The organism is Protofrankia sp. CiP1_Cm_nod4, from assembly GCF_982290645.1.
The window spans coordinates 1-11,389 of sequence record NZ_CEVIVC010000151.1 but is presented as its reverse complement, the minus strand read 5'-3'; the positions used below and the strand labels follow the sequence as shown (position 1 = coordinate 11,389).

At 73.6% G+C, this 11,389-nt stretch carries 9 protein-coding genes and 2 pseudogenes; 8 read left to right on the top strand and 3 right to left on the bottom strand.

From position 1 onward, the window contains the following. The 4 genes and pseudogenes from AC5LSR_RS20580 to purH all read left to right on the top strand — a co-directional run. A pseudogene (locus AC5LSR_RS20580) lies at positions 1-303 on the top strand (hypothetical protein); the annotation flags it as partial. Between the two features lie 167 nt (positions 304-470). Then, the gene (locus tag AC5LSR_RS20575; RefSeq protein ID WP_493464699.1) at positions 471-998 is read left to right on the top strand and encodes a helix-turn-helix domain-containing protein; all 528 of its coding nucleotides are present in this window, start codon (positions 471-473) and stop codon (positions 996-998) included. A 151-nt stretch (positions 999-1,149) separates the two neighbouring features. Further along, complete coding sequence (gene purN, locus AC5LSR_RS20570; protein WP_250286666.1) at positions 1,150-1,725, top strand: phosphoribosylglycinamide formyltransferase; 576 nt, start codon at positions 1,150-1,152, stop codon at positions 1,723-1,725. Next, positions 1,722-3,398 (top strand): bifunctional phosphoribosylaminoimidazolecarboxamide formyltransferase/IMP cyclohydrolase, encoded by a 1,677-nt coding sequence (purH, locus tag AC5LSR_RS20565; RefSeq protein WP_250292509.1) that lies wholly within the window; start codon positions 1,722-1,724, stop codon positions 3,396-3,398. Before purN ends, purH begins: the two co-directional genes overlap by 4 nt. Before the next feature lie 314 nt (positions 3,399-3,712). Here purH and AC5LSR_RS20560 read toward each other — a convergent pair whose 3' ends face one another. Further along, on the bottom strand, positions 3,713-4,021 hold the full coding sequence (locus AC5LSR_RS20560; protein ID WP_250286669.1) for a hypothetical protein: 309 nt from the start codon (positions 4,019-4,021) through the stop codon (positions 3,713-3,715). Positions 4,022-4,546: 525 nt separating this feature from the next. On the opposite strand from AC5LSR_RS20560, the gene AC5LSR_RS20555 reads away from it, so the two are divergent. Continuing rightward, positions 4,547-4,852: a DUF3017 domain-containing protein gene (locus tag AC5LSR_RS20555; RefSeq protein WP_250286671.1), complete on the top strand. Its 306-nt coding sequence runs from the start codon at positions 4,547-4,549 to the stop codon at positions 4,850-4,852. 589 nt (positions 4,853-5,441) lie between these two features. Further along, positions 5,442-6,374, top strand: a complete 933-nt coding sequence (gene mdh, locus AC5LSR_RS20550) for a malate dehydrogenase (RefSeq protein WP_250286673.1) — start codon at positions 5,442-5,444, stop codon at positions 6,372-6,374. 231 nt (positions 6,375-6,605) lie between these two features. Here mdh and AC5LSR_RS20545 read toward each other — a convergent pair whose 3' ends face one another. After that, positions 6,606-7,892: an NAD(P)/FAD-dependent oxidoreductase gene (locus tag AC5LSR_RS20545; protein WP_493468845.1), complete on the bottom strand. Its 1,287-nt coding sequence runs from the start codon at positions 7,890-7,892 to the stop codon at positions 6,606-6,608. Positions 7,893-7,983: 91 nt separating this feature from the next. Here AC5LSR_RS20545 and AC5LSR_RS20540 point away from each other — a divergent pair, with 91 nt between their 5' ends. Then, entirely contained in the window at positions 7,984-8,868 is an 885-nt protein-coding gene (locus tag AC5LSR_RS20540; protein WP_250286147.1) for a serine hydrolase domain-containing protein, read from the top strand. Between the two features lie 129 nt (positions 8,869-8,997). Beyond that, positions 8,998-10,170 carry a YihY/virulence factor BrkB family protein gene (locus AC5LSR_RS20535; protein WP_250286146.1) on the top strand — a complete coding sequence of 391 codons (1,173 nt, stop codon included), beginning with the start codon at positions 8,998-9,000 and terminating at the stop codon, positions 10,168-10,170. Positions 10,171-10,709: 539 nt separating this feature from the next. Here AC5LSR_RS20535 and AC5LSR_RS20530 read toward each other — a convergent pair. Continuing rightward, positions 10,710-11,258, bottom strand: a pseudogene (locus AC5LSR_RS20530) (D-alanyl-D-alanine carboxypeptidase family protein); the annotation flags it as partial. Positions 11,259-11,389 lie beyond the last annotated feature (131 nt).

Genomic DNA, 11,389 nt, shown 5'->3' with positions numbered 1-11,389 from the left:
CGCGGCGGCCACCGGGACCGCCCGCCGAACCCGATACCTCCCGCCCCCGGGTACGACGCGTACGGCCAGCCCCTCTCGGGCGGGTACGGCCAGCCGGGCTCCTACGGCCAGCCACCCCAGGCCGGTGGGTACGGGCAGCCGGGCGGCTACGGCCAGCCGCCGCAGGCCGGCTACGGTCAGCCGCCGCAGGCCGGTGGGCACGGGCAGCAGGCCTACGGCGGCTACGGCCAGCCGGGCTCCTACGGCGGCCAGCCCCCGCAGCCCGGCGAGGGCCAGCCGCCCCACGGCCAGCCCGGCCGGTAGGGCCCACCCGGGCTTGGCTTCCCGCGCCCGGCCGGCACGGCCTGGCCGGGCACGGGCCCTCCTGGCGGATGCCCGGCCCCACAGCCGGGCCGACTCCCCGTCACGTCCGGAAATGTCCGACCCCTCCTCTATGATTCGAACATATGTTCGCCAACGGGGAGGTCGTCATGGCTGTCAGCACCGCGCGGCTGCGGGCCGAGTCCAGGCGTCTGCGAGCGCTCGGGTGGTCCTACCGGCGGATCGCCCTGGAATGGCAGCGCCGGTACCGGCTCAACGCCCGGGTCGCCTTCCGGCTCGCCCACGGCTGGACGCAGGAGGAGGCGGCCCGGCGCTGGAACGCCCGCTGGCCCGGCGACGACGCGCCGAAGACGGGCAAGTCCTTCTCCTACTGGGAGGTCTGGCCCGCCCGCGGCGGCCGGGCCCCGTCGACCCGGACGCTCCACCGGCTGGCCGAGCTGTACCTGTGCCGTCCTGGCGACCTTCTCGACGGGGACGACTTCGGCCGTCTCGACACGGGCCGCGACGAGGTCCCGCGAGGCCGCGGGACCGTGTGCGGGCCCGCGGCCGCCCCGGCGCGCCCCGGCCGGCTGGTCCCCGTCCCGCGCGAACACCGCGCCGGGCCGGCGGCGCCGGCCGGCGACTGCGGCCCGCGCGTCGGCCACCCGGCCTGCCGGGCCTCCCGTCATCCCGTCTGAGCAGGGGCTATGTCCTGATCAACGCCGTTCCCGGCGGATGCGCACAGGCCGCCTGACGTCAGTACAGTCGGAGCGGAACGGTCCCTGGCCGCTGGCTGTGCCGTCGGCTTCGACGGCGCGTTGCCGGCCACCTGCTTCTCCGGAGAGTCCCGTGTCCGCTCGACTGGTTGTTCTCGCCTCCGGGGTGGGCACCACCTTGCAGGCCGTATTGGACGCCTGCCGGGATCCATCCTTCGGCGCCGAGGTCGTTGCCGTGGGCACGGACCGCTTCGGCACCGGCGCGCAGGACCGGGCGGTGGCCGCCGGTACCCCGGTCTTCACCGTCCGTCTTGAGGATTTCCCGCGCCGGGAGGCGTTCGACGAGGCCACGGCGGAGCGGATCGCCGCTTATGATCCGGATCTGCTGGTGCTCGCCGGCTACATGAAGATTCTCGGAAAGCGGGTCATCGGACGTTTCCGCACGGTGAACACCCACCCGTCGCTGCTGCCCGCCTTCCCCGGCGCCCACGCCATCCGGGACGCACTCGCGCACGGGGTGAAGGTCAGTGGTGTCACGGTCCACTGGGTCGACGAAGGCGTCGATACCGGGCCGATCCTTGCGCAGGCGACGGTGGGCGTGGAAGCGTCCGACACGGAAGAGACCCTGCGTAGCCGCATCCAGGCGGTGGAGCGCGTCCTGTACGTACAGACGATCGGCCGGATCGTCCGGTCGGAGGAGGGGACATGACATCCGCACAGGTCCCGCGGGAGTCCTCGGCCGACGAGCCGGTGGCGGGAGCGCAGGATTCCCCGCCCATCGACGCGGCCTCGTCCGGTGGCGGCGAACTGGTCGCGACGGGGCGGCGCCCCATCCGGCGGGTGCTGGTCAGCGTCTACGACAAGACCGGTCTGGCCGAGCTGGCGGCCGTGTTCGCCGAGGCCGAGGTAGAGATCGTCTCCACCGGTTCGACCGCGCAGGTCCTCGCCCGGCACGGCCTGGCCGTCACGCCGATCAGCACCCTCACCGGGTTCCCCGAGATCCTCGGCGGGCGGGTGAAGACGCTGCACCCGCGGGTGCACGCCGGTCTGCTCGCCGACCTGCGCAACGTCGAGCACGCCGAGACGCTCGCCGAGCTCGACATCGAGCCGTTCGACCTCGTCGTGTCCAACCTCTATCCCTTCCGGGAGACGGTGGCCGGCGGTGCCCCCGAGGACGAGGTGATCGAGCAGATCGACATCGGCGGCCCGGCGATGATCCGGGCCGCCGCGAAGAACCATCACACCGTGGCCGTGGTGGTCTCCCCGGCGGACTACCCGGAGCTGGTCGCTGCGATCCGGGCCGGTGGTTTCGACCTGGCCGCCCGCCGCCGGCTCGCCGCCCGCGCCTTCGCCCACACCGCCGCCTACGACGTCGCGGTCGCGTCCTGGTTCGCCAGTGTGGGCGCCCCCGACCAGGTCGCCCGGGAGTCCGGCTGGCCGGACACGGTCGCCGCGGTGTGGCGCCGCGCCGAGGTGCTGCGCTACGGCGAGAACCCGCACCAGCGGGCCGCGCTGTACGTCGCCGAGAACGACGGGCCGGGGCTTGCCGACGCCCGGCAGCTGCACGGCAAGCCGATGTCGTTCAACAACTTCACCGACGCGGAGGCGGCCCGCTCCGCCGTGGCCGACTTCGGCGAACCGGCCGTAGCCGTGATCAAGCATGCCAACCCCTGCGGCCTGGCGATCGGCCGTGACATCGCCGACGCGCACCGCAAGGCGCACGCCTGCGACCCGGTGTCCGCCTTCGGCGGGGTCATCGCGACGAACCGCCCGGTCAGCGTCGCCCTGGCCGGGCAGATCGCGGAGATCTTCACCGAGGTCGTGGTGGCACCCGGCTACGACGACGGGGCAGTGGAGATCCTGGCCCGCAAGCCCTCGGTCCGCCTGCTGGAGAGCCCCCTGCCGCCGCACCCGCACGGGGTGCAGATACGCCAGGTCTCCGGCGGGCTGCTGCTGCAGTCCCGCGACGCGCTGGACGCCGCCGGTGACGACCCCTCGGGCTGGACGCTGGAGGCCGGCTCGCCCGCGGACGAGAGCACCCTGGCTGACCTCGCCTTCGCCTGGAAGGCCGTCCGGTCGGTGAAGTCGAACGCGATCCTCGTCGCCGCCGACGGCGCCACGGTCGGTGTCGGCATGGGGCAGGTGAACCGGGTGGACGCCGCCCGGCTCGCGGTGGCCCGCGGAGGTGACCGTGTGAAGGGGGCGGTGGCCGCCAGCGACGCCTTCTTCCCCTTCCCGGACGGGCTGCAGGTGCTCATCGGCGCCGGGGTCCGCGCGGTTGTCGAGCCGGGCGGGTCCGTCCGCGACGAGCAGGTCGTGGCGGCCGCGCGGGACGCCGGGATCGCCCTCTACTTCACCGGCGTCCGGCACTTCACGCACTGACAGTCACGCACTGACGGTAGCCGCCAGAAGCGTCCCGAGCCTTCGGGCCCGTGGACGCGGTGCTTACTGACAGTGCTCAGCGGAAATGGCGCTCAGCGGAAACGACGTCCGAATCCGCCGCGTCCTGACCAGGGTGCGGCGGCCGGCGGGGCCGGGTCGATGTCGGGGTCACGGGCGGACGTCGGCCGCACAGCCGGCGTCTCGGTGGCGACGGCATCGTCGGCCCGCCGCTGTGACGCGCGTACCTGTGGCGTGCGTACCTGGTCGTCGGTGCCGTCCGGGTCCGTGCGTGGCGGCCGGACGGCACCGACGCCTCATGAGATGGACGCGGACTCCGCCGCTGCCGCCCCACGCCGCGACGTGCTCGTGGTAGTGCCGTTCGAGGACGCCGGGATGGCCCCACCGGGTGTGTCGTTGGTGGGGACGTAACGCTGCGCCACCCAGTCCAGGGCCTCCCGCCAGCTCGCGCCGTACAGGACCGAGATCCTGTCCGCCGTCTGCCGCGCGAGAGCCTGGACGAACACCCGGTCGTCGTTGTCCAGGTGCCGGGCGTCCCCGAAGGTCTCCCAAGCCCGGAACATCAGCTCCTGCAACTTCTTGCTGTGTGGCGATTCGTCTGTCACGGCCCACTCCCTCCACTCCGGTCCCATTCCGGTGGTTGCGGCGGAAGTGTCCCCTAGTCCCGTGTGGAGGCTTCACCCGGGGTCTAAAAAATTGCGATCCGACGAATGATCGTAAGTTTTCGCGATTGCCGGCGCGGCACTGGGCGCTCCGCCCACCTGAAGATCGATAATGCCCTGGACCTGCTCGGACAGGACGGGACAGCCTGATCGGCAGGTCTCGGCGGCTCCCGGGACGCGACGTGACCGCGGGGTCGCCGTACCGGCACCACATCCGAACGCCCGTCCCAACGCCTTCAAGGGCCACCGCGGTCTGGAGGCTGTCTTCCGGGTGGGCTGCCGTGGCCGTGGGGCCGCCTTGCCGGTGGGCTGCCGTGGCCGGAGGCCGCCTTCCCGGTGGGCATAGACTGCCCTGCGTGGTTGGGGTGAGTGGCAGGGGAACCGTGTCCGGACAGGGGCTGCCGGTTCCGGCCGGCCTCCCGGCCGGCGGGGCGCGGCCGTGCCGGTGCCGGTGCTGGTGACCCCACTATGAGCGCCGGCCGCCGGCAGCACCTGGCCCGGAGACGCTCGCCGCCGGGCTGGGACCCGGTGCTCACGGTCGTGCTGGGCGCGGCGATCGTCGCTCTGGTGTTCGTGTCACAGGATCACTGGCGACGCGGGCTGCTCGGGCTGGGCATCGTCCTGCTCGCCGGGGCCGTCCTGCGGCTGGTCCTTCCTGCCCGGCGGGCCGGGCTGCTCGCCGTCCGGAGCAGGGTTTTCGATGTCGCGACGCTCGCGGCACTCGGCGTGACGATCATCGCGGTGACGTTGGCGGTACCGGCCCCGGGGTCATGAGGGCCGTGGCGGCCGCGGTCGTCATCCCCTGGCCGGCATCCAGCGGTGGGCGGCCAGGATCTGTGCCAGCTGTGGCTGGGGAGTGCCGCTCCCGGTGGGCGTTCCGCGGTGAGCGGCCGGGCTCGTACCGGCCGTGGCCGGGGCGGGCTCAGGAATGTCGCACTCGGCGGCGCGCGGCGGCGGGGCCGCTGCCGGCGGGTATTCGGGGCGGAGCATCCGTTGCGGCGATCCCGGTGGTCCCGCGGGCGGCCCGGCCGGCCCGAGGGGCGGAGTTCGCCGCCCATCTCGCAGGCGATCGCGGTAGCCTCTCGATATCCGGAGCATTGTCCGAACATCATCCGAATACCATGTTCAGCTAAGCGGGGCGAACAGCACACATGCCGGCTCATAGCGTCCCCCTGATCCCCGGTGACGGGAGCGGGCCCGGGTACACCGAGACGGCGGCTCGAGTGCCCGCGGCGGCTGCCTCGTTCGTGGGCTGCGGTTTCGGCGCCATCCACGATCCGAAGCCGGACCGTACCGGCCCGGCCGCCGACGGGACGGCGGAATACATTGACGCCATCATCGAAAAACTGAGGGGCTGACACCGATGGGTGGGAAGGTAACCGTTGTCGGAGCTGGTTTCTATGGTTCCACGACCGCGCAGCGCCTTGCTGAGTACGACATTTTCGACACGGTTGTCCTCACCGACATCATCGAGGGCAAACCGCAGGGGCTCGCTCTCGACCTGAACCAGTCGCGGCCGATCGAGGGTTTCGAGACCACGGTTGTCGGGACGAACGACTACGCCGACACCGAGGGGTCGGACGTCGTCGTCATCACCGCCGGCCTGCCGCGCAAGCCGGGCATGAGCCGGCTGGACCTGATCGAGGTCAACGCGAAGATCGTCCGACAGGTGTCGGAGAACATCGCGAAGACCTCGCCCGAGGCCGTTGTCATCGTGGTGTCCAACCCGTTGGACGAGATGACCGCGCTCGCCGCGAACGTCCTCGGTTTCCCCCGCGGCCGGGTCATCGGCCAGGCCGGCCTGCTCGACACCGCCCGTTTCACCAACTTCGTCGCGGTGGAGCTCGGCGTGCCGGTGAAGTCGGTGCGCACGCTCACCCTGGGCTCGCACGGCGACACCATGGTCCCGGTGCCCTCGCACTCCACGGTGGACGGCAAGCCGCTCGCCGACCTGCTCCCCGCCGAGAAGATCGAGGAGCTGGTGACCCGGACCCGTAACGGCGGGGCCGAGGTGGTCGCGCTGCTCAGGACCGGGTCGGCGTACTACGCGCCGTCCGCCGCCGCCGCCCGGATGGTCAAGGCCGTGGCCGAGGACTCCGGCGCGGTGATACCGGCATGCGCGTGGGTGGACGGCGAGTTCGGCATCTCCGGTGTCTATCTCGGCGTGTTCGCCGAGATCGGCCGCGGCGGCGTGAGGAAGGTCGTGGAGATCGACCTGTCCGAGCAGGAGAAGGCCGCGCTGTCCGCTGCCGCCGAGGCCGTCCGGGCCAAGCAGGCCGACGTCGCCAACCTGTAACGTTCTGAATCTGTAACTTTCTGTAGCAGCTGCTGGCTGCCACGGCGCGTTGCCGTAGCGGCCAGCAGCTGGTCGACCGTCCTGTGGCCGCGCCGCCGACCGCGGGACGGACCGGCCGGCGGGACGAGCCGGGAGCGGCACGGCCGGCGCGGCACGGCCGGCGCGGCGGGATGCCGGCGGCACGAGGGCACCAGCTGGCTGACGGCCCATCGCCCGCCCCGGCCGGTGCGCTCACCGCCAGCCGGCCACCAGCTTGCGCACGGCCAGCCGGGCCAGTGACGCGGTGGGGATTGTGCCGCGTCCCAGGCCGATCTCCAGCAGGGTGTCGAAGAGCTCGGTGCGGTGGCTCGCGGCCGCGACGGCGGCGTCCATCAGGGTGCGATGCCGGCCGGCGAGCTCGGCCAGCAGAGTGGTGTGGCGCAGGTGCCGCCCGAGCTCGCGGTCGAGGGCGTGCCGGTAGGCCGCGCCGGCCGCGCCCGGCGCGGCGGTGACGGCGGCCTGGCCGGCGAGCGAGCCGGACAGCAGGGCGTAGTAGATGCCCTCACCGGTGAGCGGGTTGATCAGTGACGCGGCGTCCCCGGCGAGCAGCACCGGGCCGTCGGGCTGGCGGGGCCGCCAGGTCGACAGGGGCAGGTGGTGGGCGCGCAGCGTCCCGGGATACGCGGGCTGGTCGGCGAGCATCCGGGCCAGGGTGCCGTACAGGACGGCCCGGCCGCTACCGCCACCATCGCCGCCACCATCGCCGCCGCCACCGTCGCCGTGCATCTCGTCGAGCTTGGAACGCAGCATCCCGTAGCCGATGTTGGCGCGGCCGTCCCCGATCGGGAACGACCAGGCGTAGGCCGGCCAGCCCTGGTCGGTCATCTCGATGAGCTGCTCGGGCGGGCGGTCGGCGGACGGCGCGTCGGCGTACCCGCGCACGGCGATGGCCAGCGCCTCCGGCGGGTTCGGCCCGATGCCCAGGGCGCGCCGGGTGGCCGAGTTCGCCCCGTCCGCCCCGATCACCACCCGGGCCCGCAGGTGGCCGTTGACCAGCACCGGATCGCCGGCGGCGCCGCCCGCCACCACCGAGCGCACCCGTTCGCGCCGCAGGACGGCTCCGCGCGCGCGGGCGGCGGCGACCAGGCGGGCGTCGAAGATCTTGCGTGGCACCACGTAGTTCGCCCGCGGGCACGGGGTCGCCACCTGCGCGCCGCCCGGCGCGCGCAGCCGCATCCGGTCCACCGGCGTGAACCCGGCGGCCGCGTCCGGCACGCCGAGCGCGCGCAGGACGTCCAGGCCGTGTGGGGCGATGCCGTCACCGCAGGCCTTGTCCCGGGGGAAGTCCGCGGCGTCGAGCAGCACGACGCGGGTGTGTGGCCGCAGCTGCAGCGCGCGCAGGGCGGCGGCGCAGCCGGCCGGGCCGGCGCCGACGACGAGCAGGTCGATGGTCCCGGCCGGGCCGGCCTCGGTGGCCGGCCCGTGCGCCGCCGGGGACGCGGCCGGGGACGCAGGGGAGACGGTCGCGGACGCGCTCATGGTGTTGGGAGATGTCGGTGTCGCCACATCGGCCCAGTGTCCCAGTGCGTTGGGCACACGCCCGCGTGAGGAGGTTCGTACAGTTCATCAGGTGGATGCCCTTGCGCAGGTGGCCGCCTGGCCGGTGGAGAACGCGGCCGTCGCGGTGCTCGTCTCCGGTGGTCCCGCGGATTCCGCCGGTGATGCCCCCGGCGCGGTCACGGCCGCCGGGCCGGTCGGGGACGCCTGGTCGGTCGGGGACGCGGGCAGGCTGTTCCGGCTGGCGTCGGTGTCGAAGCTGCTGTCCGCCTACGCGGTGCTGATCGCCGTGGAGGAAGGGGTCTTCGCCCTCGACGACCCGGCCGGCCCGCCGGGCTCGACCGTCGCGCACCTGCTTGCCCACACCTCGGGCCTGGAGTTCGCCGGCAGCCGGCCGCGGGCCGAGCCCGGGGCGCGGCGGATCTACTCGAACACCGGTTTCGAGCTCCTGGGGGAGACGCTTGAGAAGGCGTCCGGGATCGCCTTCCCCGACTACCTGGCCGAGTCCGTGTTCGCGCCGCTGGGGATGGGCTCCTCCGAGCTGCGGGGCTCGCCCGCGCACGCGGTGTGGTCGAACCTGCACGACATGATCCGTTTCGCCGCCGAGCTGCTGGCGCCGCGCCTGCTGGCTCCCGCCACCTTCGCGCTGGCGACGTCGGTGGCCTTCCCCGGCCTCGTCGGTGTGCTGCCGGGCTTCGGCGCGCAGAAGCCGAACGACTGGGGGCTCGGTTTCGAGATCCGCGGCGGGAAGCAGCCGCACTGGACGGGCAGCACCAACTCTCCCGCCACGTTCGGTCACTTCGGCCGGAGCGGGACGTTCCTGTGGGTGGATCCCGCGCCGCGGGCGGCCTGTGTGGCGCTGACCGACCGCGAGTTCGGCACCTGGGCGGCGCAGGCGTGGCCGGTGCTGTCCGACGACGTGGTGGCCGCCGTCCGCGCGGCCGGTATCCCGGGCTGAGCGCGTTACCCGTGCCGGCGTGCTCCCGCGCCCGGCGGGGGCCGGGCCACCGGGTGGATCCCGCCGCCCGGCCGGTACGGCGGGCCCGCCGGGTGTGATGGCACCGGGCTCGTGGGTAGTTAGCAACCGATGGCCAATCCGATCAGCGCGGTCCGCTCCGGGGCACGGAAGGCATCCGGCGTCGCGGGTTCCGTACGCCGCGGGAGACCCTTTGTCGACCATGCCATACGTGGCTATCACCGGTATGTCGAGGACGGCGGTGACCGGCTCGCGGCGGCTGCCACGTATTTCGCCTTCCTGTCCTTCTTCCCGCTGGTGGCGCTGGCCTTCTCGATCACGGGGTTCGTGGTCGACGCGTATCCAGACGTCCAGCAGGAACTGGTCAACCAGATCAACAGTTATCTGCCGGGGATGGCGGACAAGCTCGACATCGCCAGTATCGGCAACTCGAAGGTCGGGGTCGGCCTGATCGGTCTGGCCGGTCTGCTGCTGGCCGGGCTGGCCTGGATCAACGCGCTGCGGGACGCCATCCGGATCATCTGGCACCAGAGTGTGGACGTCGGCAACGCGCTGGTGCGCCGGCTGCGGGACCTCGGCGTCCTAGTCGGGCTCGGGCTGATCGTGTTCGCGTCCATCGCGGTGACCAGCGTCATCACCTCGGTGTCGGGGACGTTCCTGGAGGGGATCGGCCTGTCCGGGAGCACCGCGGCGACGGTGGTGACCACGCTGCTCGCCCTCGGCATCGCGCTGGCACTGGATGTGACGATCTTCCTGTGCCTGTTCCTCTGGCTGCCGTCGATCACTGACCGTCGCCGGGTGGTGCGCGGGGCCATGCTCGGCGCCGTCGGGGTGGAGAGCCTCAAGCTCCTCGGCACCTGGCTGGTCGGGATGACGACCGGTAATCCCGTGTACGGGACGTTCGCGGTGATCGTCGGCCTGCTCATCTGGATCAACATCGTGCTGCGCTGGACCCTCCTGGTCGCGGCGTGGACGGTGACCGCCCCCTACGACTCCGACGTCGTCCCGTCCGGCACCGCCGTGGCTGTCCCGGGTGACGGTGCCACCGAGGCCGCCGTGGCTGTTCCGGATGACGGCGCCACGGAGGTTGTCACGGCCGTCCCGGATGGCGACACCGAGGCCGCCGGGGGAGCGGCCGGAGCGGCCGGACCGGCCGGTGACCCGCCACCCGCCGGTTCGCCGGCGGCCAGGCCGCCCACCGGCGCTGTTGCCGGCTCCGCCGATGACGGGGTGGACGTGCCGGCGCTTCGGCCAGGGCCGTCGGCAGCGTCGCCACGCGGTTGAGGCACGATCCGCACGAGCCCGCTCCCCGGAACCGTGACCGGGGCGGCGGACGCGGGCGGGTCCCGCGCCACCGCGGGCCGCGCCGCCGTTCCGGGCGGCATGCCGACGCCCGGGAGCGGTCGCCGCGCACGACGTCGGCGCAGGGCCAGCGCCACGGCGAGCAGCGTCACCGCGACAGCGGTCCAGGTGACCGGACCAACGGTGTGACCGCCGCTGGACGCCTCCCTGGACGTCTCTCCGGACGCCTCCGCCGTGCCACGTCCGTCCGTGCCGGCCCCGTTCCGGCCGGTGCCCCCGTCGTGACCGGCGCCTGCCCGGGCCGGCCCGCTGGCGGCCGCGTGCGCCACGTGGGCCGCGGGCTCGGCGTGCACCGCCGCGTCGACCCGGGGCAGCAGCTGCCCGACCGCGGTGACCGAGCCGACGTGCGTGAACCCCCAGTCGAACAGGGCGCGGGCGTCGCCGGCGTACGCGGGTGCCGCCCGCAGCATGGTGACGATGAGCGTGTGGTCGCCGCGCCGGACCGCGCCGACGTAGGTGGCGCCCGCCGCGATGGTGTAGCCGTTCTTGACGCCGATCGTCCCCGGATAGGAACCGAGCAGGTCGTTGTGGTTCTGGATCTCGAAGGAGGCGCCGCCCCGGCCCCGGACCGTCGCCCGCGGGACCGTCAGGAACCCCTTCACCGCGGGACTGGTGAGAGCGGCCCGGCCCAGCAGAGCGAGATCGTACGCCGATGTCGCCTGGCCAGGGGCGTCCAGGCCGGTGGGGTCGCCGGCGTGGGTGGCGTGCGCGCCCAGGTCCGCCGCGGTCCGGTTCATCAGCGTGACCGTGGCCGCGGTGCCGCCGGCGGCCTCGGCGAGCGCGGTGGCCGCGTCGTTGCCACTTGCGACGATCATGGCGGTGGCCAGCTCCGCGACGCTGTAGGTCATGCCCGGCACGAGCCCGACCCGGGTCCCGTCGATCCGCGCGGCCGCGTCGCTGACCGTCACCTGCTGGGCTGGCGGCAGACGCGGCAGCAGGGTGAGCGCGGTCAGGATCTTGAGCGTGCTCGCCGGCGGGTACTGGCCGTGCGCGTCCCGCGCCGCGAGCACCGCGCCGCTGCCGGCGTCGGCGATGAGCCAGGCGGCAGCCGTGACCTGCGGGGGAGGCGGCAGCGCCTGCGGGCTGACCACCACCCCGTGGCTCGCGAGCGCCGGGCCGCCGAGGGCGTCCGCCGGGGACG

Coding starts and splice junctions, on each gene's coding strand:
- AC5LSR_RS20575 (WP_493464699.1), top strand. CDS start 471: ATGGCTGTCAGCACCGCGCGGCTGCGGGCCGAGTCCAGGCGTCTGCGA.
- purH (WP_250292509.1), top strand. CDS start 1,722: ATGACATCCGCACAGGTCCCGCGGGAGTCCTCGGCCGACGAGCCGGTG.
- AC5LSR_RS20555 (WP_250286671.1), top strand. CDS start 4,547: ATGAGCGCCGGCCGCCGGCAGCACCTGGCCCGGAGACGCTCGCCGCCG.
- mdh (WP_250286673.1), top strand. CDS start 5,442: ATGGGTGGGAAGGTAACCGTTGTCGGAGCTGGTTTCTATGGTTCCACG.
- AC5LSR_RS20545 (WP_493468845.1), bottom strand. CDS start 7,892: ATGAGCGCGTCCGCGACCGTCTCCCCTGCGTCCCCGGCCGCGTCCCCG.
- AC5LSR_RS20535 (WP_250286146.1), top strand. CDS start 8,998: ATGGCCAATCCGATCAGCGCGGTCCGCTCCGGGGCACGGAAGGCATCC.